Here is a 24,920-nt window from a genome sequence, read left to right as displayed (position 1 = left end):
GTCGCGGGCGCGGCCCTGGCCCTGGCCCTGGCCGAGTACATCAGGGGGCGGGTCTTCTGAGCGGACGGGCGGCGTCGCGGGCGCGGCGCTGGCCCTGGCCGAGTACATCAGGGGGCGGGTGTTCTGAGCGGACGGGCGGCGTCGCGGGCGCGGCGCTGGCCCTGGCCCTGGCCCTGGCCGAGTACATCAGGGGGCGGGTCTTCTGAGCGGACGGGCGGCGGCGGCCGTGTGGGACGCCGCCACCCGTCTCCAGGTCAGTACAAATCGCGCGACGGCTTCGGCAGCACGATGTCACGCGGGCCGCGCCACTGGCCGGGTTCCGGCTCCGGGGCGAACTCCATGGTCCCGCCGCCCCCGAGTCCTGGGCGAGGCCGACGGGCGCGAGCGGGAGCCAGATCCGGCGTCGCGGCGCCGACAGGGAGGCGGGGGAGCGAGCCGGGGAGGGAGACGGGGGGGCGGATCGCTTGGGTGGGGTCGTGGTTCCTTTCCCGTTGGTCAGGTTGCTTCCGTTCGGCGCCGGGTCGGTGGGGTGGTGTACGGCGAACTCGGCGCCGCCGTGCGATGGGTCACCCGGTCAGGGTTTGGAGGATCTCCTCGCCGTACTTCGCCAGTTTGTTCTCGCCGACGCCGCTCACCTTGCCGAGGTCGGCGAGTGAGGTCGGGGAGAGGGTCGCGATCTCGCGCAGGGTCGCGTCGTGGAAGATGACGTACGCGGGCACCCCCTGCTCCTTGGCCTTGGCGGCGCGCCAGGCGCGGAGCCGTTCGAAGACGGGCACGGCCTCTTCGGGCAGGTCGGCGGCAGCGGCGGCGGCCTTGGGAGCCTTGGCGGCCCGCTCGGCGCGCTTGGGCTCGCGGCGCAGCCGCACCTCGCGCGCCCGGCTGAGCACGCCGCGGCTCTCCTCGGTGAGCACCAGTGTGCCGTAGTCGCCCTCGACCCCGAGGAGCCCCTGCGCCAGCAACTGGCGCACCACGCCGCGCCACTCGGCCTCGCTCAGGTCGGTGCCGACACCGAACACGCTGAGCTCGTCGTGGCGGAACTGGGTGACCTTGGGCGTCTTCCTGCCGAGCAGGATGTCGACGATCTGGCCCGCGCCGAACTTCTGCCCTCGCTCACGCTGGAGCCGGACCACGGTGGAAAGGAGCTTCTGGGCGGCGATGGTGCCGTCCCAGGCTTCGGGAGGAGACAGGCAGGTGTCGCAGTTGCCGCAGGGCGCGCCCTGCTGGCCGAAGTAGTCGAGGAGGCGGACGCGGCGGCACTCGACCGTCTCGCACAGCGCGAGCATGGCGTCGAGGTGGGCGCGCAGGCGGCGGCGATGGGCCTCGTCGCCCTCGGAGGTGTCGATCATCTTGCGCTGCTGCACGACGTCCTGCAGGCCGTAGGCGAGCCAGGCCGTGGAGGGCAGGCCGTCGCGGCCGGCGCGGCCGGTCTCCTGGTAGTAGCCCTCGACCGACCTCGGCAGGTCGAGGTGGGCGACGAACCGCACGTCGGGCTTGTCGACGCCCATGCCGAAGGCGATGGTGGCGACCATGACGATGCCGTCCTCGCGCAGGAAGCGCGCCTGGTTGGCCGCCCGGACGCGCGGGTCGAGCCCCGCGTGGTAGGGCAGGGCCTCGATGCCGTTCTCCACGAGGAAGGCGGCGATCTTCTCGACCGAGGCCCGCGACAGGCAGTACACGATGCCGGCGTCGCCCGTGTGCTCGGTGCGCAGCAGCTTGAGCAGCTGCCGCCTCGGCTCGTCCTTGGGGACGATGCGGTACTGGATGTTGGGACGGTCGAACCCGGTGACGAAATGGCGGGCCTCGCGCAGGTTGAGCCGGGTCGCGATCTCGGCGCGGGTGGCCTCGGTGGCGGTCGCGGTGAGCGCGATGCGCGGCACCTCGGGCCAGCGCTCGTGCAGCATGGAGAGCGCGAGGTAGTCGGGCCGGAAGTCGTGCCCCCACTGGGCCACGCAGTGGGCCTCGTCGATCGCGAAGAGCGAGATCGTGCCGCGGTCGAGCAGCCTCAGCGTCGAGTCGACGCGCAGCCGCTCGGGCGCGAGGTAGAGAAGGTCGAGCTCGCCGGCCAGGAACGCGGACTCGACCGCGCGCCGCTCGTCGACGTCCTGGGTGGAGTTGAGGAAGCCCGCCCGGACGCCGAGCGCCGTGAGGGCGTGGACCTGGTCCTGCATGAGGGCGATGAGCGGGGAGACGACGACGCCGACGCCCTCGCGGACCAGCGCGGGGATCTGGTAGCACAGCGACTTGCCGCCGCCGGTCGGCATGAGCACGAGCGCGTCGTGCCCGGCCACGACGTGGTCGATGATCTCCTGCTGGGCGGGGCGGAACGACTTGTAGCCGAAGACGCGGTTCAGCACGCTCAGCGCGTCGCTCGCCTCGGGGCGGCTGTCGGGGGCGGTCACCGGGTCATTCTAGGAGCGCCGCCGGACCCGGACCCGGCGCTCGCGCCGACCTGTGGATAACTCGGTACGAGCGCGCCGCCGGTCCCAACCGGTTCCAAGCGGGTGGCAAGTGGGGCTCGTTAGCTTCCGGGTGTGAGAAAGTCATTCGCGATTCCGGCCGTTCTGTCCGCCGCCGTTCTGGCCGCCTCCGTGGCCACCTCGTCCCCCGCGCAGGCGGCGACCTCGACGGCGTCCGGCGGCAAGGTCTTCTCCTTCCGGGGGATGAACCTGCTGATCCCCGCCTCCTGGCGAGTGCGCCGCTACGGCGACGCGGCGGTGGTGGCGACGAACATGTGCAACGACCCGGAGTACTTCTACGGCGACTGCACGGGGTTCTGGGTGGTCGGTCCGAAGACCCTGGCCCAGTGGGGCTACACCGGCAGGAACCGGTACGTCCCCACCCTGGCCCAGCCGTCGTGCCCCTTCGGCGGCGACACCCTGACGGTGCTCGGGTCCAAGGCCTCCTACCGGGGGCTGCGCCCGGTGGGGCGCGGGCACGACGCGCGGTACACCACCTGGCCCGGCTACTGCGAGCCGCAGGGCAGCGCGGGGATGAAGGTGAAGTTCACCCAGCGGGAGTGGTACCTGCCCACCTCCAAGATCCTCGTGGTGGACATCTGGGGCAACAAGGACCTGTCCGGCGTGCTCAGGCGTGCCACCTGGAGCTGACCACGGGCCGGAGGCTCACCCCGGCCGCACGCCGGTCTGCCGTGCCGAGGGCTGAGACGGCTCCTTCCAGGGGAGGGCGGGCAGGCCGTGCCGGGTGCGCAGGAACGTCCAGAAGACCGGGGCGGCGAGCAGGACCGCCACCAGGGTCCACACGGTGGCGGTGTTGCCGACGCCGAACATCTTCAGCGCCGAGGCGAGCAGCACGAACGCCAGCACGCGGCGGATGAGCCCGCCCGGGGCGCGCGAGGAGATGCGCGAGCCGATGTACACGCCCGGGATCGAGCCCACCAGGAGGGCCGCGGTGACCGAGAGCTTGAAGTCCCCGAACAGCAGGTGCCCGAGCGCGGCCGACATGACCAGGGGCACGGCCTGCAGCAGGTCGGTGCCGACGAGCTGGTTGGCCTTGAGGGCGGGATAGATGGCGAGGAGCGCGACGATGATCAGCGAGCCCGAGCCCACCGACGTCATGCCCACCACCAGGCCGCCGACGATTCCGATCAGCACGGTGGGCAGCGGGCGCACGACGACCTCGGGCGGCTCGACGGCGGCCGGTTCCCCGGGAGCCGCGGTACGGCGGCCGGTGGAGGTGGTGCGTCCCTCGGCGCGGTCCCGCATGGCGAGGTAGCCGCGCACGGCGAGGCCGAGCGCCGCGATCAGGAGCGCGACGCCCAGCCCCGTCTGGATGACCGTCTGGACGTTCTCGCCGTCCCCGAGGGCCCGGGCGAGCAGCACGCCGCAGAAGGCGGCCGGGATCGACCCGGCGCACAGCCAGCCGACGAGCTTGAGGTTGACGGTCCCTCGGCGCAGGTGCACGAGGCTGCCGACCGGTTTCATGACCGCGGCCGCGACGAGGTCGCTGGAGACGGCCGTCAGTGGCGGCACGCCGAAGAAGGTCACCAGCATGGGCGTCATGAGCGCGCCCCCGCCCATGCCGGTCAGCCCGACGACGATCGCGACCAGGAACGACCCGATCGCCATGCTGAAGTCGAAGTCGAAGTGCACCCCCGTACCCTACCAAATCAATCGGAATAATCGACTATGTCGGGTATGCCTATTCGGTATGGCCCTCCGTCTGGTGCGATGCCCGCATTACTGGTGCAATACGCCCTCTAGCTGGACAGATCGACGGTGGCTGGAGGGCACGAGCGCGGCGATCGCGGTGAGCGAGGCGGCCACGCCCGCCGCGGCGAGGACGGCCGCCCCCGGCCCGGCCCCGTCCACGAGCAGTCCGGCGCCCGCCCCGCCGCAGGCCGTGGCGGCGTTGAAGGCCGTGTTGACGTAGGCGCCCGCCTGGGCGCGCAGGTGCGACGGCGTACGACCGGCCAGCAGGTAGGCGTTCACCATGACCGGCGCGCCGAACGCCCCGAGGAGCGGCAGGCCGGCGGCCCACACCCACAGGTACGGCAGGGCGCCGAGCCCCGCCAGCACGACGGCCGTGGCGAAGGAGCAGGCGAGCAGCCGGCGCAGAGGCCGGACGGCCACCGGGAGCCGGCCGTGCACCAGTGCGCCGGCGGCGCTGCCCAGCGCCAGCAGGGTGAGCAGGCCTCCCGCGCCGCCCGGCGGCGAGGCCGCCGAGGGCAGGGCCACCACCGCGAGCCACACGATGCTGAGCGCCCCACCCGACGCGGCCACCGCCAGCAGGGCCGGGACCAGGCCGGTGAGGACCTCGAGGAGCGTCCCCTGCCGCGCCTCCGCGGCGCCGCTCACCGGCGTGCCGCTGTGGGCGGCGTACCCGAGCAGGACGCCGGCCCCGCCCATCACGGCCGCCGTGGCGACCATGGCGGCGGACGGCGCGACGGTGGCGAGGGTGAGTCCCGACAGCATCGGACCCACGATGTAGACGACCTCTTCGGCCGCCGCGTCCGTGCCCAGGGCGCGGGCGAGCAGCTCGGCGGGGACCAGTTCGGCCCACAGTGCCCGCATGAGGATGCCCATCGGCGGAGCGAAAAGGCCCGCGGCCACGACGAGCGGCCAGTAGACCCAGGAGGGCGAACCGGACTGGACGGCCAGCGCCAGCGAGGTCATCGCGGTGGCGTAGCCGAGTCCGAGCGCCGTCATGACGCCGCGCGGCCCGCGACGGTCGATGAACCGGGCGCGCAGCGGACCGGTCAGGGCGCAGACCAGCCCGAAGACCGCCGCCATCGCTCCGGCGGCGGTGAAGGTTCCGGCGCCCTGGTGCAGCACCTCGAACAGGATCAGCGGTTGGGCGGAGTAGGTGAGGCGGCCCAGCAGGCTCGCCGCGAACGGTATGCGGGCAGCACGAAATTCGGCCCCGAAGACAGACATAGGAAGCTTCCCAGCCAGGAGAAGGAATCAGGACGTCGCCCAGCGCACGTCACCCGTCACGACGGGTGGAAAGCGCTGAAGGAGGTCCGGATCAATCCGGCAGGGGGTGGCTCACCCGGGCACAGTAACAGAAACACCGCGGCGGGCGCGCCGCTCTGACCGCCACGCCGGGCGAATATGTAGGCGATCTATATGTAGACGAGTATGCTGTTCTCATGGACGGAATCAGACGCTGGCCCTGGATCCCCTCTCTGATCGCGGGCGGGGTCGTCTTCGCGCTCATGCTGCTCCTCTATTCGGGCAGGCCGCTGCGCGGGATCGCTCTCGCGAGCGCCCTCAACATGGCGACGGTCGCCTTCTTCCTCGTCGGCGGCATGTTCTTCGCCGCCCGGCTGGCGACCGGCCGGGGCACCGGGGCGTTCGTCCGGCCGCTGGTGGCGGGCCTGGTGACGTTCCTGGGCTGCCTGATCGTCGTGCTGGTCACGCGGCAGCTCACGCTGCCGGACGAGTCGTTCGGCACCTCCCTGACCGAGGACGGTTTCGGCCGGGCGATCGTCGTGTCCCCGCCCGCCGTCGTCGTGGGCTTCATCGCCGAGGCCTTCAAGCGGGCCCGCCTGGCCGCGCGTCCGTCCGGGCGCTGACCACACCTCGCACAACAGGGAGGCCACCCCCACGTGGGGGTGGCCTGTGATCCTGCGGTGAGAGGGCCCGGCGCTAGGGCGCGCAGGGGGCCAGCTCGGGGCGGGAGGGCGGGGTGTTCGCGGCGCCGAAGAAGAGGTCGGCGCAGTCGGCGACGAAGGTGGGATTCTCCTCCGGGACGAAGTGGCCCGCGTCGGGCGCGACCACCGGCCGTACGTCGTCGGCCACCTGGCGGAACGAGTCGGCGACGCCGGTCCCGAAGGAGTACTGGCCGCCGATCGCCATGACCGGGACGGTGAGCCGCTTGGAGGCGTTCGCCTGGTTGTCCTGCGCGTCCGCCGGGAAGGCGCGGTAGTACTCGTACCCCGCGTGCCGCTTGGCCGGGTCGGCGTAGGCGCGGTAGTAGGCCGTGGCGTCGATGCCCGCGCGGTTGTAGCTGAAGCCGAACATCATGCCGAGGTAGGTGCTGACGTCGTCGTTGTCCATGATCGTCTCAGGGATCGGCGCGGGAGACATGTTGAACTTGAAGTGCCAGCTCAGGCCGTACAGGTTCTCCAGCCCGAAGCCGGACAGCGGCGACTCGATGACGGCGATCCGCTTCACCTCGCCCGGGTAGTCGCGGGCGTACGGGTAGGCGATCAGGACACCCTGGTCGTGGCCCATGATCTCCACCTGCGTGAAGCCCAGCTTGGTGACGGCCTCGTGGATGCGCCGCGCGGTGGTGACCTTGTCGAACCCGCCGGCCGGGACGGTGGAGTCACCGAGGCCCGGCAGGTCCATCGCGATAACGGTGTGCGTGCGCGCGAGCGTCGGCATGACGCCCCGCCACATCAGCCAGGTCTCCGGCCAGCCGTGCAGCAGCACCAGCGCCGGCCCCGACCCGCCCCGGACGTAGTGGATGACGCTCCCGTCCACGGCCACCTTGCCGTGGACGAACCCCGGAGCGAACCGCGCCGCCCCCTCCGTGGGCTCCGTGGGCGTCTCGCTGGCGCCGGCGCTCGCGGTCGTGGCGCACACGGCGACGACCAGGGCGGCGAGGGTGCCGGTCACCCTGCGCCATAATCTGCTGACTCCGCGTGCCTTCCCCGGCGACGATGAGCCCATGTAAGCCAGCGGCATATCCGAATCCCTTCCTGGGGTTGTCGACACCACGGAAGCATCGGGCCCCTGTGACTTCCGCGCCAGGCCCTGGCCGCGCCGATCCGTGAGGCCCGTCCCGTCGCTTCGCGTGGTCGAATGAAGCCTGCCCGACCGGGGAGGGCGCCGTCTTCTTCCATCGTGCCTTTACGCAGCTCTTTGACTCGCTCGCCGCCCGACCGTCACTCCCGGCCGCCGACCGCCTCGGCCGGGCGCTCCCTCAGGACCAGCCGCGCGGGGACGGAGGTCGCCGCCAGCGCGAGGACGGCCGCGGCGGCGATCACGGCGAGGTAGGTCAGCGGGGGGACGTACGGCACCGCCGACCCCGTCATACCGGAGCTGAACGCGGCCAGCGTGACCAGCGCGATCACCGTCCCGATCACGGCCGCCACCCCGACCGCCACGCACGTCTCCAGCCTGAGCATCCGCAGCACCTGCCGCCGGGTCGTCCCGACGAGCCGGAGCAGGGCCAGCTCCCGCGACCTCGCCGAGGTGGACATGGCGAGCGTGTTGACCACGGCGATCGACGTGAACGCGATGATCAACCCCATGGCCACGTAGTTCACCTCGCTGTTCGCCCCTCCGGAGGTCACGGCCTCGACCCGGTCGAGCACCGGGGTCCCGGCCGCGGCCCGCTCCAGCGCCGTCCGCGCCCCGGCGGGCGCCGACACCAGCAGGGACGGCCGCGGGTCGTCCACGTGGCCCGCGACCAGCGAGTGGGAAAGGGTGAGGTCCCCGAAGCCGAGGCCGCGCTCATAGATCGCGGCGACCCGGAGCTCGGCGGGGGTGCCGTCGCCGAGGGTGAGGCGGAGCGCGTCGCCCACCGCGACGCCCAGCCGTCCGGCCGCCGTGCGGCTGACCGCGACGGTCTTCTCCCCGAATCCTTCCAGCGATCCGGAGGTCACCTCCAGGTCCATCGTCCGGCCGAGCCCCTCGGGGGTGACCGCCTGCGCGCCGTACTTCTCCAGGTCGACGCGGACCGACGTGTGCAGCACCTCGGTCACCGCCTCGACGCCGGGCACCCGGCGCACGGCCGCCACCGCGCTGGAGGGCACGCGGGGGCCGAGGACGTACGCCGCCTTGGTGCCCGCGGCGGCCTGCTCCTGCGCCGCACGTCCCATCGTGGTCTGGACGAACAGGATCGTGCAGGTCATCGCCACCATCAGGCTGAGCGGGGCGATCACGGAGGCCAGCCGCTTCGTGCCCGCCGCCAGGTTGGCGGCGGCCAGGTACCCGGAGGACCGCCAGGCTCGCAGCGGCACGCCGAGTACGGCCGTGGCGGCCCGCGCGAGCGGCGGACCGAGCAGCGTGACGGCGATCGTCCATACCAGCGCGGTCAGCATGGTGACCGGGCTGGAGGCCGCCTCGCTGGACAGGTGCGCCAGCAGCACCGTCAGGACGACACCGCCCGCGACGCAGGCCAGCCCGGCGATCGTCCGCGGCCACGGCAGCCGCGTGGCCGGCAGCGCGGCCTCGCCCAGCGCCTCCACCGGCCGGATCCGGGCGGTGCGGCGGGCGGACAGGCGGGCCGCGGCGCAGGCCGCGACCACGGTGGCCACCAGGGCGGCGAAGACCGGGAACGGGCTGACGACCAGCCGCAGGTTCTCCGGCATCGCGCCGAGCGCGACGAACCTTGACCGCAGCCAGAACCCCAGTGCCACGCCGGCCGCCGAACCGGCCGTCCCCGCCAGCAGGCCGACCATCAGCGCCTCGCCGCCGAGCAGCTTCCGTATCTGGGCGGGCGTGGCGGCGACCGCCCTCAACATCGCGATCTCGCGCTGCCGCTGCTGGATGGACAGCGCGAACGTGCCGACCACCACCAGGATCGCGACGAGCAGCGACGTCCCGCCGAGCGCGCCGCCCAGGCTGATCAGCTTCACCCGCGACTTCTCGGCGTCGGGGAACTCCACGGCCCCGCGCTCGTCGCCGGTGTAGGCGACGGCGCCCCGCACCCGCACGTCCACCTTCGGGAACACGCCGATCGCCGTCACCCGGCCCGGGTGGCCGCTCAGGCGCGCCGCCTCGGCGGAAGTGAAGAACATGGTGTTCTGGCTGGGCAGGACCTGCGCCGTGACGCCCGTCACCCGGTAGGAGCGCACGCCCACCGGCGACCGGACGGCCACCTCCGCTCCGGGGCGCAGCCCCGCGCGGGCGTCGACGACGACCTCACCGGCCGCCTTCGGCTCACGGCCCTCGCGGAGGGTGAACGGCGTGAGCGCCGCCGATTCCCAGCCGTGGCCGACGACCTCGCCCGCCGGAGTGGAGACGGGGAAGGCGACCTCGGTGACCACGCGGGAGACCCCGGGGACCCGCCTGATCTCGTCGGCCAGGGACGCGGGTATCCAGGCGCGCTCGCTGAGCGGCTTGGCCTTGGTCTTGACCTTGTCCCCGTCGCGGACCGTCTGGCGGTCGAAGCGGTCACCCGCGACGACCACCGGCGTGCCCGCGTACCGCTCCGGGACGACGCCTCCGCGCAGGCCGGTCTCCAGCAGCATCCCGCAGGCGCAGATCAGCGCGGCGGCGCACAGCAGTGCGACGAACGCGCCCGCGAACCCGGCCTTGCGGTGCCTGAGGGTCTTCAGCGCCAGGTCGATCATCAGTTCCACGCCCCAAGGTTCGTCATCCGCGCCGCGACCTTCTCCGCGGTCGGGGCGGCCATCGAGTCGGTGATGCGGCCGTCGGCCAGGAACAGCACGGTGTCGGCGTAGGAGGCGGCCACCGGATCGTGGGTGACCATCACGACGGTCTGCCCCATCCCGTCCACGACCTGGCGCAGCAGGACGAGCACGTCGCGCGCGGTCATGGTGTCGAGCGCGCCGGTCGGCTCGTCGCCGAACACCACCTCGGGCCTGGTCACCAGGGCCCTGGCGATCGCCACGCGCTGCTGCTGCCCGCCGGACAGCTGAGCCGGACGGTGCCCGGTCCGGCCGGCCAGGCCCACCCGCTCCACGATCTCGCCGAGCCACGCCCGGTCGGGGCGCACGCCCGCCAGGCGCAGCGGCAACGTGATGTTCTCCAGCACCGTCAGCGACGAGACCAGGTTGAACGCCTGGAACACGAAGCCGATCCGCTGCCTGCGCAGTTCGGTCAGCTCGGTCTCGTTCATCCGCGACAACTCGGTGCCGCCCAGGCGCACCGAACCGGACGACGGGACGTCCAGCCCCGCCGCGCAGTGGAGGAACGTGCTCTTGCCCGACCCGGAGGGGCCCATGACCGCCGTGAAGCTGCCGGCGGGGATGCCCACCGACACCTCGCGCAGCGCGGCCACCGCGCCCTGGCCCTTCCCGTACACCTTGCTCACCGCGTCCAAACGGACCACATCTGTCATGCCGTTCAGCCTGCTGAAGCGCGGTTCCCGGAACCAGAGACCCGCTCACGGGTGAACCATGACGTCGTCATGATCTGGACACTGGTAGACATATGCCTGTGATTCGCGTGCTCCTGGCCGAGGACCAGGCCGTCATCCGGAGCGCTCTGGTGGCGCTGCTCGGCCTCGAACCGGACCTCGAAATCGTCGCGGCGGTCGAGTCCGGTGACGCCGCCGTCCCCGCCGCGCTGGCCCACCGGCCGGACGTCGCCGTCCTCGACATCGACATGCCCGGCACCCTGGACGGCCTCGCCGCCGCGGCCGAGATCCGCTCCCGGCTGCCCGCCTGCCGCACCCTCATGCTGACCGCGTACGGCAAGCCGGGCCACCTGCGTCGCGCCCTCAGCTCCCAGGTGGACGGCTTCGTGCTCAAGACGGCGCCGCCGGAGCAGCTCGTCGCGGCCATACGCAAGGTGATGGCGGGGGAGCGTGTGCTCGACCCCTCGCTGGCCGTCACCGCCTGGGACCTGGCCGACAACCCGCTCACCCCGCGTGAGGCCGACGTGCTGCGCCTGGCGGCCGGCGGCGCCGAGGCACCCGAGATCGCCGCCCAGCTCTACCTGAGCCCCGGCACCGTCCGCAACTACCTGACCACCATCGTCACCAAGCTCAACGCCCGCAACCGCACCGACGCCGCCCGCATCGCCGCCGAAGCCGGCTGGATCTGACCATACGGACCCCGTTCACGCGGTGAGGCCGAGCGCGCGCGGCGTCGTGGGGGCCTCGGCGGTGAGCTCGAACCAGCCGTCGTCCCGGTCGGTGACCAGCGTGCCGGACAGCGCGGCCAGGCGGACCGTCAGGTTGCCGATCCCGGCCGAGCCCCGCCGTCCGTTCGCCTTTCCCAGGCCGTCGTTGCGGACCCGCAGCCGTACGACGCCCTCGTCGGCCGACGTCGCGATGGCACAGTGCCGGGCGGAGCTGTGCCGCAGCACGTTGGTGACCGCCTCGCGCAGCACGGCGCCCAGCACGGTCTCGACCTCCGGCGCGAGGGGGCCGTGGTCGAGGACGAGGTCCACCTCGACCCCGGCGGCCGAGAGCAGCGACGAGGCGGACTTCGCCTCGTCGGCCAGCGACAGCTCGCGGTGCTCCCCGGAGACCGTGGCCCGCAGGTCGGCCTCGGCCTGGGCGACCATCGTCAGCACGTCGTCCAGCTCGGCACGCGCCCGGTCCGGGTCGAGCCGCCGGGCCAGCTCGCACTTCAGCAGGACCGCGGCCAGGCTGTGGCCGAGCAGGTCATGCAGGTCACGGGCCGCGCGCAGCCGCTCCTCGACCACGGCCGCGTGGGCCAGCGCCTGCCTGCTCTCCTGCAGTTCCTTCACCAGCTGGGCCAGCCGGACCAGACCGTGGACGACCAGCCCGGTGACCAGCGTGCTCACGGTGTAGTTGACCGTCGCCGCGACGGGAAGACCGAGTTGCGCCGCGCAGACCGCGACGATCGCCATCACACCCGCCACCAGCGGCCAGGCCACCGCCTGGGGAAACGCCAGCAGGACGGGACCGGCCAGGAATCCCGCGATCCCGAGCCACGCTCTGCCGAACAGCGGGATCGGCGCGTACGTGAGCACCGTCATGATCGACAACGCGACCATGTGCCGGCCCACGACCGAACGCAACTGCATGAAGATGATCACCGCGAGGCAGGCGGCGGCGGGCACGAGAAGTCCGGAGGGGACGAGCAGCAGCGCCTTGACCGAGAACCCCACCAGGACCGCGGCGAGCAGCGCGACCGACGGGCCGTGGGAGCCGGATCCCCGAGGCTCCGATGCGGGAGGACGCGTGCCCGGCAGGACGGCGTCGACGGTCAGCCGTCCCGTGTCGGTCAAATGCGTGGTGAGCGTACCGCCCGCCTCGGCGACCTGGGCCGGCAGGTCACCCAGGTTCTCGTCGCCCGCCGTCCGGGCGCCGTCGTTGGTCACGCGCAGCCGTACGGCGCCCTTCTCCTGGAAGGTCTCGATGACGCACGTGGTCGCCGTGCGCCGCCGTACGACCTCGGTCACCGCCTCGCGCAGCACCACGGCGAGCAGGGCGCCCGCGGGGCCGAGGGGCTCGGCGTGCCCGACACGCACCTCCACCGCGACGCCCGCCGCGCCCAGCATCGCCCGCGCCGTCGTGATCTCCGGCGCCAGCGACGTCGCGCGGTAGCCGGCCGCGGCCGAGCGTGCATCCGCCAGTGAACGCCGCGCCGTCTCCACCACTTCGGCGAGCGCCTCGGGCGTCCCCTGCCGCGCGCCCCGCGCGATCGCCGCCAGGCCCCGTCCGAGGCCGTCGTTCAGCTCGGCGGTGAGGTGCAGACGCTCCTCGGCGACCGCGGCCATCGCCACGGCGAGCCGTGTCGCGTGGACGTCGGCCACCCGCTCCGTCAGCCGGGTGAGCCCGTAGATCACCAGGGAGATCAGCACCATGCTGATCGCGGGATCCGGCGACCCGAGCAGAGCCGCGCTGACGGCCACGACCGGCGCCAGGGGCCACAGCGGGGTCAGCAGCAGCGACCCGCCGACGAAACCGAGGATGCCGACGGACGTGCCCGTCCACAGGACCGCCGCGTACGCCGCGACGGCCTGCGCGCCCAGCGGCCACAGCCCGCGGAACCTGCCGAGCGCGGGAAGCACGTGGACGAGCTGCAGCGCGAACACCACGATCGCCAGCGGTGACCCCGCCGCGACGTAGATGCTCGCGAAACCCGCGAGCACCACGATGAGGATTCCCCGCGCCAGGCGGGGCACCGGAACCCGTGACAATCTCGAAACTCCCCCGACGCGAACAGACCGCGCGAGAAGCATATGGGGCCCGATGTCTGATTCGTGAGCACGTCATGGGTGACCGGTGACGAGCTCTCTGGGGTACCCCCCGCCGCCTCGGCAGACTCTTCCCCGCGAACGCTTCTCCACGACGACGAGGAACTCCCGATGACGACGAAGATCACGGCCCGGCTGGCCGCCGCCGCTTCTCTGGCCGCCGCCTGCCTGACGGCGATGCCCACGGCCGCCTCCGCCGCGCCCGTTGACGCCCCCGCCTGGCAGGCCTGCCCCGCCTCGCCCACCATCGATCCCCGCCAGGAGTGCGCCACGATCCAGGTGCCCCAGGACTACCAGGACTCCTCGAAGGGCACGATCGACCTCGCCGTCTCGCGGATCCGCACGGCCAAGCCCGCGCTCCGCAGGGGCGTGCTGCTCCTCATCCCCGGAGGGCCCGGCAGCCCCGGCCTGTCCCGGCCGAGTTCCCAGGCGCGGCGGCTGCCGCAGGACGTCCTCGACCGGTACGACCTGATCGGGTTCGACCCCCGCGGCGTCGGGCAGAGCAGCCCGGTCACCTGCGGCCTGAACAGGGAGGACATCGCGGCGACCAAGCTCAAGCCCTGGCCCGCTCCCGGCGGCGACATCTCCGCCAATGTCGCCTGGTCGCGCCGGATCGCCGACGCCTGCGCCCGCAACGGCGGTGAGACCCTGCGCCACATCAGCACCCGCAACGAGGCCCGGGACATCGACCGGATCAGGAGCTTCCTCGGCGAGGAGAAGATCTCCTACTGGGGCGTCTCCTACGGCACCTACGCCGGCGCGGTGTACGCGACCATGTTCCCCCAGCGCACCGACCGCGTCGTCCTGGACAGCAACGACGACCCCGACCCGGTGCGCGTCGGCCGCGGATGGCTGGCGAACTACTCGGTGGGCGTCGAGGACCGCTTCCCCGACTTCGCCGCCTGGGCTGCGGCGCGCGACAACGAGTACGGCCTGGGAGCCGACCCGGCGACCGTCCGGCGCACCACGCTCCGCCTCGCCGACCGCCTGGACCAGCGGCCGATCCCGTGGCCGGGGGCCAACCCCGGGGAGCTGAACGGCAACGCCCTGCGCGACACCCTGCTGAACGCGCTGTACTCCGACACGAACTTCCCGATGCTCGCCGGACTCATGCACGCGGCGCTCGCCGGCGGCCCGCTGCCCCAGCCGTCCACGCCGCCGGACGCCGTGATGCAGAACACCGCCGCGTCCGCCGCCGCGACCCTCTGCAACGACGCCGAATGGCCGAGCTCGATCCGCTGGCACGAGCGGCAGGTGGAGCGCGACCGGGCCAAGTACCCCCTGACGGCCGGCATGCCGGTGAACATGGGCCCCTGCGCGTACTGGCCGTACGCCCCCGCCGAGCCGCCCGTGCGCGTCGGCTCCAACGGCCCCTCGAACGTGCTGCTCATCCAGAACCTGCGGGACCCCTCCACCCCGTACAGCGGAGCCCTCAAGATGCGCCAGGCCTTCGGCGACCGGGCGCGCATGGTGCGCGTCGACTCGGGAGGCCACGGCGTTTACCTGGCCAACGGCAACGCCTGCGGCGACGACACCGTCACCGCCTTCCTCACCACCGGCCGGCGCCCCTCCCACGACACCCTCTGCCCCAAGACCACCGGCTGACCGCCGGGCTCCTGGCCGGTACGCCGCGTGCCGGGCACCCCTTCTCGCGAGGGTGCCCGGCACGCGGCGGTGTGTCACAACTGTGTGCCGTTGACGACCAGCACCACTTCGATGTTGCCGCGGGTGGCGTTGGAGTAGGGACACACCTGATGCGCCACCCGGACCAGGTCGACGGCCTGGGTGAGGTCGGCGATGGACGGCAAGCTGATCTCCAGTTCGACGCCCAGCTGGAAGCCGCCGTTGCCGGCGGGGATGAGCATGACCTTCGAGTCGATCGCCGCGTCGTCGGCGCGCATGTGCTTGCGCTGGCCCACCAGGGCGAGTGAGGTGGCGAAGCAGGCGGCGTAGCCGATGGCGAACAGCTGCTCGGGGTTGACCCCCTCGCCGTCCCCGCCCAGTTCCTTGGGCTGCCTGAGGTCTACCTCCAGCATGCCGTCGGCAGTGCGTCCGTGGCCGTCGGCCCGGCCGCCGTCGACGTGGGCCTGGGCGGTGTAGAGCGCTTTCGTCATGATGATCTCCTTAATGAGTCTGCTACTCGATCCAGAATCTTAGACTTCAGAAATAGGAAGTCAATGATTAAGATCCGAGAACCAGTCATCGACGAGAGGGATCACATGGCCTCAATGAAGGTCGGCTACCTGTTGCCGACGCGCGATCAAGCCGTACGCGGCGATCACGACCTGGAGCGGCTGGTTGAACAGGCGCGGCGTGCAGAAGCGCTGGGTTTCGACTCCGTCTGGGCCGGCGACAGCCCGCTCACCCGGCCCCGCGCCGAGCCCTTGCTCCTGCTGTCGGCCGTAGCCATGGCCACCCACCGGGTCACGCTCGGCACTGCCGTACTGCTGCCCGCGCTCCGTCATCCGATCCTGCTGGCGCACCAGCTCGCCACCCTGGACAGGCTCGCCGGTGGGCGCCTGATCGTCGGCATGGGCGGCGGATTTCCAAGCCCCGGCACCGAAGCCCAGTTCACTGCGATCGGCGTCGCATTCGCCCGCCGCGTCAGCCGCCTTGAGGAATCGATCGAGGCGATGCGTCACCTGTGGAGCGGCCGGGAGGTCTCCTTCACCGGCCGGCACTTCGACTTCCACGGCGTGAGGCTGGCTCCCACACCCGCCCGTCCAGCAGGCCCACCGATATGGCTGGCCGGAGGCGGCGAAGCGGCGCTGCGGCGCGTGGCCCGCCTGGCCGACGGCTGGCTGCCCTACCCGCCCCAGGCGCAGACCTACGCCCGGGAACGGGCGGCCATCCAGCAGAGTGCGGCCCGGGCGGTCACTCCCGCCCTGTACGCGACACTGTGCCTGGATGGGGACCCCGAGCGGGCGCGCCGGCGCCTCCGCGTGAGCGTCGAGCGCTATTACAACGCATCGCTGGAGGCCGTCGAGGCTGTCCAGGCCATGTTCGCCGGTACGGCTCGCGCGGCCGCGGACTGGCTCAGGTTCTACGCCGAGGCCGGTGCGCGCCATGTGGTGATCCGTCTGGCCGCCGACGATCACCACGCGGCCCTGGAGGACTTCGCCGGCCTCGTTCTCCCTCTTCTTCAGATGGAAGGAGCAGCATGACCACCTTCGTTCTCGTGCACGGCGCCTGGCACGGCCCCTGGGCCTGGGAGCGCCTCACCCCGCTCCTGCACCGGGCCGGGGTGCGTACCCTGACCCCCGCCCTCACCCTGGAAGGCAACGTCGGCCTCGACGTCCACGTCGACGAGGTCCTCACCTGTCTGGACGTCGCCACAACGGCCGACGACGTGGTGCTGGTCGGACACAGCTATGCGGGCCTGATCGTCCGGCAGGCCGCCGACCGCCGACCTGACCTCGTGAAGCACGTCATCCTGGTTGACGGCTGGGCCGGTGGCGACGGCGCCAGTATGTTCGGCCTGGCACCTGACGCCTTCGTCAACGCGATCCGCGCCGCCGCCGCCGACGGCCGTCACGTCCCCGCCCCGCCCCCAGCGAGCTTCGGCATCACCGACCCCGGCGACACGCACTGGCTCGCCCCACGTCTGCGGCCGCATCCTCTGCGCACCTTCACCGAAGCGACCCGGCTGAGCGGAGCCGTCGACCAGATCCCCGGCACGGCCATCTACTGCCGACCGCAGACCTACCCCTTCGACCGGTTCGCCGCGGCGATCGGCTACCGGACCGTCGCTGTGGACGGCCCACATAACGTGATGCTCACCCACCCGCAGGTGCTGGCCCGGCTCCTCTTGGACGCTCACACATACCAGTTCAATAACGAGAAGCTTTAAGATTACAATGAAGAAGTGGAACAGCGGAATTACAACCAGTACTGCGCGACCGCGCGCACCCTCGACCTTGTGGGCGAACGGTGGACGCTGCTGCTGATCCGTGAGCTCCTGACCGGCCCCAAACGCTTCAGCGACCTGCAACACAGCCTGCGCGGCCTGGGCACCGGCCTGCTGGCGGCCCGGATGAAACACCTGGAGCGCGAAGGACTGGCACGCAAGGTCACCCTCCCGCCGCCGGCCCGCACCCCCGCCTACGCCCTCACCCCGGCCGGTGAAGACCTCGAACCGGTGGTGCTGGCCCTGGCCCGGTGGGGGCTGACATGGGCAATGGACGAACCCCGCGACCAGGAGAACTTCCACCCCGGCTGGGCCGTGCTCGGCCTGAAGGCATGCTTCGACCCCGAGGCCGCCACCGGCCTGCGGGCACTGTACGAGTTCCGTCTGGAGGAGGAAGTCTTCCACGCCCGCGTCGACGACGGCACGATCGAAACCCTGCACGGCCCGGCCCAGCACCCTGACGTGATCATCACAACCAGCGTGGAGACCTTCCGCGACATCACCGCCAGCAGGTCGACTCTCGAAGAAGCGATCAGCAGCGGCGCCGCCTCCGCCTCCGGCGACCGGCAAGCCCTGCGCCGGCTCCACCGCCTGTTCCGCCTGCCGCTCCCGCGTACCCGGCCCACGGCTCCGGACCCCGCGTCATGACGAGATCGCGTCAGCCACGAGGATGACGCGGTGCTGAAGGACCATCGCCCCGAATGGTTGACCGGACGTCTGACCATCTACAACGCGTTGGACGAGAACGGCTTGGAGTACGGCCCTCCCGATCTCCGGTACGCCCGCCATCCGCTGTAGGGAGGGCCTCGTGAATCGTCGGAGGCGACGCCTACACTCCGGGCCATGGATCTGCGGCAGCTCACTGATCAAATCGAAGCGGTGTCGGCCGAGTACGCCAGGCGGATGGGCATCGACCGTGACGACGCCTGGTTCATGCTGAAGCTGCAGGAGGAGGTCGGCGAGTTGACGCAGGCGTTCCTCATGCGCTCCGGGCAGGCCAGGGACAAGGGGCACTCTCCGGAGGAGCTGGAGTCCAACTTCCGCGCCGAGCTTGCCGACGTCCTGTCCCAGGTCCTGCTGCTGGCCCGGCATCACGGCGTCGACCTGGAGACCGAGATCGAGCGCAAGCGGCTGAGCTGGCTCCACGACCGTCCCTCGCCCCGCGAGGGCGCCGGCAGGACTTCTTGATCCCTGCGGCCGGCTCGTGCCGTCGGGTGGTGGTCCTCGCCTCCGCGCCCTGGGGGCGCTCCGGCTCGGACCGTGTCTTCAAGGGAGGACCGACGGTTTGAGGTGTAAAGGACTCGTTCTTCCGGGGGCTGGGGGGACTCAGGGCGGGGTCGCGCTGTGCCGAGCTGTGGACGATCGACGTGGCTTGACCGCGGGGATGGATGTAACAGAAGCTATTGCAACAAGGAGGGGTGATGGCGGCGAACAGTCGATTGACCATCGCGACGCATGTGCTGGCCTGGCTGGCGTTGGCGCAGCGCCGTGGCCGGGAGATTCTCACTTCGGAGCAGGTCGCGGCCAGCGTCAACACCAACCCTGTGATCATCCGGCGCAGCCTCGGTGACCTGCGACGAGCCGGCCTGGTGGAGGTTCGCCGAGGTGCCGGTGCGGGCTGGAGTCTGGCTCGTGAGCCCGAGAGGATCACCCTGCTTGAGGTGTACGAAGCCGTCGATGCGCAGCCACCGTTCGGTCTGCATCACACCGAGCCCAATCTGGAGTGTCCGGTCGGCCGAGGCATCCGGCCCGCCCTTAGCGGGGTCTACAGCCGAGTCGAGCGGGTCGTGCGGCAGGAGCTGGCGGACACGTCGATCGCCGATGTACTTCGCGAGACGCTGGTGAACTAGCCGAAAGGCCGGTAGCTAGTCAGCTGCCATACCCCTTGTTGTAACAAAGATTGTTCCAACGACGTGAGGAGTAAGACTGGTGAAAGCCCTACGGTGTCCAGTCGTCGAACTGCGGCAGTACACGCTGCACCCAGGACAGCGAGACGTGCTGATCGATCTGTTCGACCGGGAGTTCGTCGAGTCCCAAGAGGCAGTGGGTGCGACCGTCCTGGGGCAGTTCCGTGACCTGGACGATCCTGACCGGTTCGTCTGGCTCCGCGGCTTCGAAGACATGTCACGCCGCGCCAAGGCCCTGGAGAGCTTTTACGGCGGGCCGGTCTGGCGGGCGCACCGCGACGAGGCGAACGCGACGATGATCGACTCTGATGACGTGCTGCTGCTGCGGCCGGCCTCGGTGCGCGGTGGGTTCCCAGTGCCGGTCGGCGCCCGGCCGGCCCCCGGCGAGCCGGCGCGATTTCCGCCGTCGCTCGTCCTCGCCACGATCTGGTACGGGCGCGACCCCTTTGACGCATCGTTCGTCGAGTTCTTCCAGCAGCGCGTGCGACCCGTACTGGCCGAGACCGGCGGCGAGCCACTGGCGTACCTACAGTCGGAACACGCGCCGAACACCTTCCCGGCGCTGCCGGTACGGACGAACGAGGAGGTCTTCGTATGGTTCGCACGTTTCACCGACGAAGGCCACATCGACCGCCACCTGAATCGCTTGCAGCGTTCAGAACGCTGGCACGAGCAGGTGCTGCCGAATCTTTCGAAACGGTGGGCCAGGACCCCGCAACGGCTACGGCTGGCACCCACCGAGCGGTCGATACTGCGGTGAGTTCCAAAGGAGCCCGGGGACAGAAGGCGACCTCGTCACCAGAGTGTGGTCGCGCATTGACTATCTCCTGCCTTGGGGGCAGGCGTAGTCGGCGTGCCGGTTGGGGGAGCAGCAGACGACTCCGGCGGTGAGGAAGCGTCCGCCCTGGAGCCAGATGCCCCACTGCACGTCCACGCCGCCCGTGAGGTGCTCCTGGGCGATTCCCAGACGGAAGTCCAGGCCGACGCGGGCCTCGCCGCCGGGGTGGAGGAAGTGCGGCTCGGCTGTCTTGTAGCGGGCCATCAGCCACTCGACCGCGTCCGGCACTGTGGCGGCGGTGGAGTCGATCCGGGTGCGTGGCTTGAGCAGCCAGTCGCAGGTACGCATCGGTGGCAGGGCCGAGGCCTGGAACGCCGGGTCCATCGGACGTCGTTCGGCCTCCCGGCGCAGGTCCTCACCCTGGCCCGTCCAGGTGTAGCAGTGGAAGTGCATCACGGCCCTCGCCTACCATCCTGGGGCGGCCCCTGCCTGTCGCCAGCGGGCAGGGGCCGCCTGCTCTTGGTGCTGCTAGATAGTGGTCATGCCGGCGGCGCGAAGCTCGGCACCCGTGAACCGGAGCGTCCCGGCATCCGGGTTCTTGCTGTCACGCAGCGCGAAGGCGTCCTCCGAGCCGGGAATCGGGGCAAGCTCGACGCACGCCTCCCCGTCATCGCCCGTGTAACCTCCGCACAACCGCCGGAACCGCACCCCGGCGAGGTCCCGTGCGTACAGGTCTTCCATCTGCTGTTTCTCCTTTCTCTCGGTGAGCCCGGCGACGGCCGTCACCGGACGACTCGATGGGCGGGCGGCTTCCCCTCCCGCGCGTCCACGGCCGGCCCGCCCGCCCGGCCCGCCACGACCCAACCGGGGAACAGGCCCGGATCGGTGACAGGAGCGGAGCGTGGCCTCGCGGAGGACGAAGGCCGGCCGCGCCTCGTGAAGGACGGACGCCGGCCGCGCCCTCTGACGGACGGACGCCCGCCGCGCTTCGTGAAGGACGGGCGCCGGCGGCTCGTCCCAGTACTGGATCTTGGGGCGGCGACGGTCCTCAGGATTTCGGCGGGCTGCTGATCCACAGTGGCGCCCCGTGATCGCGAATCGCGTAGCCCCGCTGATGCGCTATCACGTCCTGCCCGGACAGCTTCGCCACCAAGGCCACGTGATCATTTGCCTCGACCATGGCGACCAACCCGGCCTTCATCTCGGCCGGATCCAGGGGTGCGTGCCGAACCGCCACCCAGCCGCCCGGTGCGCCGTACTTGTCGTACAGGCGTGCGATCTTCCACGCCGGATATGTGCTCTCCAGCACCGCGACCTGTCGCTCGATCGCCTCGACCACCTCGTGCGGCAACACCGCCAGATCCGCGATGCTCTCCTGCTCCGCGATGGCCTGGTACAGCCCCAACTCGTCATCGGCGTCCACGGTGCGCCACGCACCGGCCTTCTCGGCAGCGAGACTGAACGGCTGCTCCCGAGTCGCCCACAGCCTGTCAGTCGTGCTGCGGAACACCCGCCAATTGCAGAGAGTCACTTCTCGTAACGGTCTGTTCATGGACGCGACCGTATGCCGGTGTACCGGCCGTAAGTATCACGGCGTCGTGAAACTTCAGGCCGCGAAACCCATCCGCCGTGCGATGCCCCGCAGCGGTGCGGGGACCCGCCGTTGGAGGTCGAGTAGTCGCGCGACGGTCTGACGTGCCATCGGGTGGTAGCGCGTCCGCTGGGCGGCGATCATCTCTGCCTTCAGGACGCATTGAAGAGCCTTGTCCCACTTGCGCTCCCAGAGCCATGCCCTGGACAGGTCGATGAAGTGGTGGGACGTACGTTCAGCCGGGAGCGTGGGTGGCAGTTCCAGGTCCGCGCCGCGCCGGATGGCCTCGTCGGCGTCACCCAACTCCACGGCTACGGCGACCTCGTGGATGGTGGTGTTGCTCGGGCCGAAGAGGAGGCCGTAGTCAGTCGTATCCCTGCGGAGGCGGTCGGCGACCTCGCGCGCTTCGCCCATGTGATCCCAGGCGAGTCCGGCGTGGTTACCGCACGAGGCCAGGATGGCGGCGCGCAGGTGCACGGTGCCGACGACGCTGAGCACGTCCGTACGATCTGACAGCTCCCCGGCGAGCCGACGTTTGGTACGCGCCAAGAGGTCCAGCCCGCCGCCGTACGCTCCAGTGGCCATGAACGCCATGCTCCGCCGTATGTCCGCGACCGCCGGCAGCAGCGGATCGTCGGTCTGCCCGGCCGCCCAGGCCATTCGCTCGACGGCGATGTGGAAAAGGTCCAGGTAACCGAGCTTGTACGCCATGGAATCCGCCGCGCTGTATGCCGATGCGAGCAACCCGAACACCGCCGCGCGTCGGTCGCCTTCCGTTGTGTGCGCGTGGACGGTCAGTTCCTTGATCAGCGCGGGCAGCAGTGTCCCGAGCTCCACGTACCGGGCCTCTTGCCGCAGACGGCCCGCTCGCTCGGTCTCCTTTCGAAGATCGCTCAACGAGCGTGGCGGTACGTCGAGGCTTGGTGCGATGTCCCGGTACACCAAGGCCTCGCGGATCTGGGGGATCGCGGCGTGGATGCGGTCGGTACTGGCCGTACGGCCACGGTACGGCTGACCCGTCAGTTCGGTGACTTCGACATGGAGCACTCGCGCCACGGCTCCGATGAACGAAGGGCTGGCAGGTTTGTGTCCTCCCTCAACCTGAGAGATCAGGCTTTTGGAGCACGGTACTTTCTCCGCCAGTTCCCGTTGGGTCAGGCCGCGAAGTTTACGGGCGTGGGCGATACGACGGCCGATCATGTCGTCATCGAAAGGCGCCACGTCTTGGTCGTCCATAGGCCCTGACCTTCCTGGAGCGTCGACGACCTCAGGCTAAGGTCGAAGGCTTTTCTCTTGCGAGAGTTCGCGACGATGTCGTCACAGTGATCGGCACCCACCCAGGACATGGCGGGTCCAGCACCGTACAAGGGCGCCGGCTTCGCCGTACCACCTCCCACCGCGCCGGCGCCGAGGGAATACGCCGGAAATGGTGTGCGGGTGGCTGGTGGGTTGGGGCTTTCAGTGCTGGGTTGGGTTGGTGGTGCGTGTTGTGAGGTGTTCCCAGTTGCGGTGCGCGATGTCGGCCTTCTGCGCGTCGGTGAAGGGGGCGTCCTCCAGGAAAGAGCGGGCGACGCCGGCGCTGGTGTCCACGAAGGGGAAGCCGCCTGGCCGGAACCCGTAGGTGAAGGGGTAATCGGTGGAGTACAGCATCCGTTCGGTCCCCACCACTTCGGCTGTCCAGCGGAGGTAGCGGGGGCTGACGGTGCCGCTACCGGCGACCCAGAAGTTCTGCTTGAAGTAATCGGCGAGCGGGCGAGCCAGGCCACCGGCGTCGGCGAAGAACCCGGTGTGGTCGAGATAGAAGAGCACGACCTCACCCCAGTGGCCGGCGATCACCTGGAGATCGGGGTACCGGTCGAAGACGCCGGAAAAGATCATCCGCAGGTACTGTACGCCCAGGTCGTAGTACCAGCCGATCGCAGGCCCCGCCAGCGCCGTCCCGATGGGGCCGATGTTCGAGTAGTAGGCGTCGATCACGGCCTGCGCCGGCATCTGTGGGTGGAAGTGGAGGGGGACCCGCAACCGCTCCGCGGCGGCGTACAGCTCGTCGTACTCGGGGTCGTCGGCGAGCTTAGATCCCGTGCGCCCGTAGAGCATGGCGCCCGGGAAGCCCAGTTCGGTGACCGCCCGCTCCAGCTCCGCGGCCGCGGCCGACGGCGACTGTGTCGGGATCGCCGCGAACGCCTGGAACCGATCGGGGTTGCCGGCCACGATTTCCGCGAGTTGGTCGTTGGTGTCGCGGGCCACGGCGACCGCATCCGGGTCGGGCAGGTTCTGCACGCCCGGTGACGAGATCGACAGCACCGCCACGTCGACTCCCTGGTCGTCCATATGTGCGAGCCGCGTCTCCGCGGTGTCTCGCAGCCGCCGGGCGACGGGGCTGTCGCCGAACCCCAGGTTCGGCAGCTCCGGCACCCCGGACCGCGACCACGCCTCCATGATCGCGGGCAGGACGACGTGCTCTTCCAATGCGATGATCTGCAGCCGGTCGGACATGCGATCCCCTTCCAGGGCTTGTTTCCAATGGAATCAGTTGAAGCGTATCATCGATACTAACGATGGAATCCTTTCTGCGATATCGTTGATAAATGTCGTCACGTCCACTGACCGGGAGCAGCGCCGCCGACGCTGTCGCCATCGGTCGCGAACAGACCCGGCTGCGGGTCATCGAGGCCGCCATAGGCCTGCTGACGCGCGGAGGTCGCGACGCCGTCACGACCCGCGCCGTCGCCGACGCGGCGGGCCTGCAGCCGCCGGCCATCTACCGGCTGTTCGGCGACAAAGACGGGCTGCTCGACGCGGTGGCCGAGCACGGCTTCGCCGCGTTCCTCGCCACCAAGCGCGTCGACCCCGACCCGCCGGACCCCATCGAGGACCTGAGGGCCGGCTGGGACGTCGCGGTCGAGTTCGGTCTGACCAATCCCGCGCTGTACACCCTGATGTACAGCGAGCCCACGAGGGCCACCTCGGCGGCCTTCAAGGCGGGCATGGAGATCCTGAGGGGCCGTATCCGGCGCCTCGCCGCCGGCGGCTGGCTCCGGGTCGACGAGGAACTCGCGGCCCAGATCGTCCATGCCACGGGGCGCGGCGCGGTGCTCACCTGGCTGTCCCTGCCCGAGGACCGGCGTGACCGGGCCCTGCTGACCGCTCTGCGGGAGGCCATGGTCACCGCCGTCACCAACCAGCAACCGGCCGTGCGGGACGCGGGCCCGGCAGGCGCCGCCCGCGCCCTGCACGCCGCACTGCCCGAGCAGACAGCCCTCAGCGGCGCGGAACAGCATCTACTGAGGGAGTGGCTGGAGCGCCTCACCGCCGACCGCTGAGGTGTCGACGGGTCGAGCCAACGGCCCCGGCGGTGATCGACCTGGGCTTCAAGGGGTCGTGCATCAGCCTGGGCCCGCCGAGT

General features: G+C 70.9%; 24 protein-coding genes. 11 read left to right on the top strand and 13 right to left on the bottom strand.

Features of this window, described 5'->3' with window-relative positions; translation table 11 throughout:
- Positions 1-566: 566 nt before the first annotated feature.
- Positions 567-2,399 (bottom strand): DNA helicase RecQ, encoded by a 1,833-nt coding sequence (gene recQ, locus KIK05_RS28420; protein ID WP_214413921.1) that lies wholly within the window; start codon positions 2,397-2,399, stop codon positions 567-569.
- A gap of 132 nt (positions 2,400-2,531) precedes the next feature.
- Here recQ and KIK05_RS28415 point away from each other — a divergent pair, with 132 nt between their 5' ends.
- On the top strand, positions 2,532-3,107 hold the full coding sequence (locus KIK05_RS28415; RefSeq protein WP_214413920.1) for a hypothetical protein: 576 nt from the start codon (positions 2,532-2,534) through the stop codon (positions 3,105-3,107).
- 15 nt (positions 3,108-3,122) lie between these two features.
- Here the strand turns inward: KIK05_RS28415 and KIK05_RS28410 are convergent, their stop codons facing one another.
- Together KIK05_RS28410 and KIK05_RS28405 are read right to left on the bottom strand one after the other, a co-directional pair.
- Positions 3,123-4,109: a sulfite exporter TauE/SafE family protein gene (locus KIK05_RS28410; protein ID WP_308250158.1), complete on the bottom strand. Its 987-nt coding sequence runs from the start codon at positions 4,107-4,109 to the stop codon at positions 3,123-3,125.
- Between the two features lie 87 nt (positions 4,110-4,196).
- Positions 4,197-5,393, bottom strand: coding sequence for an MFS transporter (locus tag KIK05_RS28405; protein WP_214413919.1), 1,197 nt, complete (start codon positions 5,391-5,393; stop codon positions 4,197-4,199).
- 215 nt (positions 5,394-5,608) lie between these two features.
- Here KIK05_RS28405 and KIK05_RS28400 point away from each other — a divergent pair, with 215 nt between their 5' ends.
- A complete protein-coding gene (locus tag KIK05_RS28400; protein WP_214413918.1) occupies positions 5,609-6,034 on the top strand; it encodes a hypothetical protein in 426 nt (141 codons plus the stop codon).
- A 73-nt stretch (positions 6,035-6,107) separates the two neighbouring features.
- On the opposite strand, the gene KIK05_RS28395 is transcribed toward KIK05_RS28400, so the two are convergent.
- The 3 genes from KIK05_RS28395 to KIK05_RS28385 form a co-directional block, all read right to left on the bottom strand.
- Positions 6,108-7,082, bottom strand: coding sequence for an alpha/beta fold hydrolase (locus tag KIK05_RS28395; RefSeq protein ID WP_308250157.1), 975 nt, complete (start codon positions 7,080-7,082; stop codon positions 6,108-6,110).
- Positions 7,083-7,351: 269 nt separating this feature from the next.
- Positions 7,352-9,766, bottom strand: a complete 2,415-nt coding sequence (locus KIK05_RS28390) for an FtsX-like permease family protein (RefSeq protein ID WP_214413977.1) — start codon at positions 9,764-9,766, stop codon at positions 7,352-7,354.
- Complete coding sequence (locus KIK05_RS28385; RefSeq protein ID WP_214413917.1) at positions 9,766-10,497, bottom strand: ABC transporter ATP-binding protein; 732 nt, start codon at positions 10,495-10,497, stop codon at positions 9,766-9,768. The genes KIK05_RS28390 and KIK05_RS28385 overlap by 1 nt, the downstream gene beginning before the upstream one ends.
- Positions 10,498-10,595: 98 nt before the next feature.
- Here KIK05_RS28385 and KIK05_RS28380 point away from each other — a divergent pair, with 98 nt between their 5' ends.
- On the top strand, positions 10,596-11,204 hold the full coding sequence (locus KIK05_RS28380) for a response regulator transcription factor (protein WP_214413916.1): 609 nt from the start codon (positions 10,596-10,598) through the stop codon (positions 11,202-11,204).
- A gap of 15 nt (positions 11,205-11,219) precedes the next feature.
- Here the strand turns inward: KIK05_RS28380 and KIK05_RS28375 are convergent, their stop codons facing one another.
- On the bottom strand, positions 11,220-13,274 hold the full coding sequence (locus KIK05_RS28375) for a sensor histidine kinase (protein ID WP_214413915.1): 2,055 nt from the start codon (positions 13,272-13,274) through the stop codon (positions 11,220-11,222).
- 168 nt (positions 13,275-13,442) lie between these two features.
- Here KIK05_RS28375 and KIK05_RS28370 point away from each other — a divergent pair, with 168 nt between their 5' ends.
- Positions 13,443-14,936, top strand: a complete 1,494-nt coding sequence (locus tag KIK05_RS28370) for an alpha/beta hydrolase (RefSeq protein ID WP_214413914.1) — start codon at positions 13,443-13,445, stop codon at positions 14,934-14,936.
- Positions 14,937-15,010: 74 nt separating this feature from the next.
- On the opposite strand, the gene KIK05_RS28365 is transcribed toward KIK05_RS28370, so the two are convergent.
- Positions 15,011-15,445, bottom strand: a complete 435-nt coding sequence (locus KIK05_RS28365) for an organic hydroperoxide resistance protein (protein WP_250563583.1) — start codon at positions 15,443-15,445, stop codon at positions 15,011-15,013.
- A gap of 114 nt (positions 15,446-15,559) precedes the next feature.
- Here KIK05_RS28365 and KIK05_RS28360 point away from each other — a divergent pair, with 114 nt between their 5' ends.
- From KIK05_RS28360 to KIK05_RS28335, 6 genes are all read left to right on the top strand, one after another.
- Positions 15,560-16,495 (top strand): LLM class flavin-dependent oxidoreductase, encoded by a 936-nt coding sequence (locus KIK05_RS28360; protein ID WP_250563582.1) that lies wholly within the window; start codon positions 15,560-15,562, stop codon positions 16,493-16,495.
- Complete coding sequence (locus KIK05_RS28355) at positions 16,492-17,181, top strand: alpha/beta fold hydrolase (protein ID WP_214413913.1); 690 nt, start codon at positions 16,492-16,494, stop codon at positions 17,179-17,181. The genes KIK05_RS28360 and KIK05_RS28355 overlap by 4 nt, the downstream gene beginning before the upstream one ends.
- A 15-nt stretch (positions 17,182-17,196) precedes the next feature.
- On the top strand, positions 17,197-17,886 hold the full coding sequence (locus tag KIK05_RS49070; protein ID WP_214413912.1) for a winged helix-turn-helix transcriptional regulator: 690 nt from the start codon (positions 17,197-17,199) through the stop codon (positions 17,884-17,886).
- Positions 17,887-18,081: 195 nt separating this feature from the next.
- Positions 18,082-18,426: a MazG nucleotide pyrophosphohydrolase domain-containing protein gene (locus KIK05_RS28345; RefSeq protein WP_214413911.1), complete on the top strand. Its 345-nt coding sequence runs from the start codon at positions 18,082-18,084 to the stop codon at positions 18,424-18,426.
- Between the two features lie 233 nt (positions 18,427-18,659).
- Positions 18,660-19,088: an Rrf2 family transcriptional regulator gene (locus KIK05_RS28340; protein WP_214413910.1), complete on the top strand. Its 429-nt coding sequence runs from the start codon at positions 18,660-18,662 to the stop codon at positions 19,086-19,088.
- A gap of 79 nt (positions 19,089-19,167) precedes the next feature.
- Positions 19,168-19,905, top strand: a complete 738-nt coding sequence (locus tag KIK05_RS28335) for an NIPSNAP family protein (RefSeq protein WP_214413909.1) — start codon at positions 19,168-19,170, stop codon at positions 19,903-19,905.
- A gap of 60 nt (positions 19,906-19,965) precedes the next feature.
- On the opposite strand, the gene KIK05_RS28330 is transcribed toward KIK05_RS28335, so the two are convergent.
- The 5 genes from KIK05_RS28330 to KIK05_RS28310 all read right to left on the bottom strand — a co-directional run bounded on the left by KIK05_RS28330 (position 19,966) and on the right by KIK05_RS28310 (position 24,010).
- A complete protein-coding gene (locus tag KIK05_RS28330; RefSeq protein ID WP_214413908.1) occupies positions 19,966-20,379 on the bottom strand; it encodes a hypothetical protein in 414 nt (137 codons plus the stop codon).
- 72 nt (positions 20,380-20,451) lie between these two features.
- A complete protein-coding gene (locus KIK05_RS28325) occupies positions 20,452-20,709 on the bottom strand; it encodes a DUF397 domain-containing protein (protein WP_308250156.1) in 258 nt (85 codons plus the stop codon).
- A 262-nt stretch (positions 20,710-20,971) separates the two neighbouring features.
- Positions 20,972-21,433 carry a hypothetical protein gene (locus tag KIK05_RS47275; protein WP_250563581.1) on the bottom strand — a complete coding sequence of 154 codons (462 nt, stop codon included), beginning with the start codon at positions 21,431-21,433 and terminating at the stop codon, positions 20,972-20,974.
- A gap of 96 nt (positions 21,434-21,529) precedes the next feature.
- Positions 21,530-22,750 (bottom strand): helix-turn-helix domain-containing protein, encoded by a 1,221-nt coding sequence (locus KIK05_RS28315; protein WP_214413907.1) that lies wholly within the window; start codon positions 22,748-22,750, stop codon positions 21,530-21,532.
- A 222-nt stretch (positions 22,751-22,972) separates the two neighbouring features.
- Complete coding sequence (locus tag KIK05_RS28310) at positions 22,973-24,010, bottom strand: amidohydrolase family protein (protein ID WP_214413906.1); 1,038 nt, start codon at positions 24,008-24,010, stop codon at positions 22,973-22,975.
- Between the two features lie 92 nt (positions 24,011-24,102).
- Between KIK05_RS28310 and KIK05_RS28305 the strand changes: the two genes are divergently transcribed.
- The gene (locus KIK05_RS28305) at positions 24,103-24,837 is read left to right on the top strand and encodes a TetR/AcrR family transcriptional regulator (protein ID WP_214413905.1); all 735 of its coding nucleotides are present in this window, start codon (positions 24,103-24,105) and stop codon (positions 24,835-24,837) included.
- The last annotated feature ends 83 nt before the right edge of the window (positions 24,838-24,920 follow it).

Origin of the sequence: Sphaerisporangium fuscum, from assembly GCF_018531465.1 — a bacterium.
In the GTDB taxonomy this organism is placed as follows: domain Bacteria; phylum Actinomycetota; class Actinomycetes; order Streptosporangiales; family Streptosporangiaceae; genus Sphaerisporangium; species Sphaerisporangium fuscum.
The sequence above is the reverse complement of the archived record's forward strand: the minus strand, read 5'-3'. Positions and strand labels throughout refer to the sequence as shown.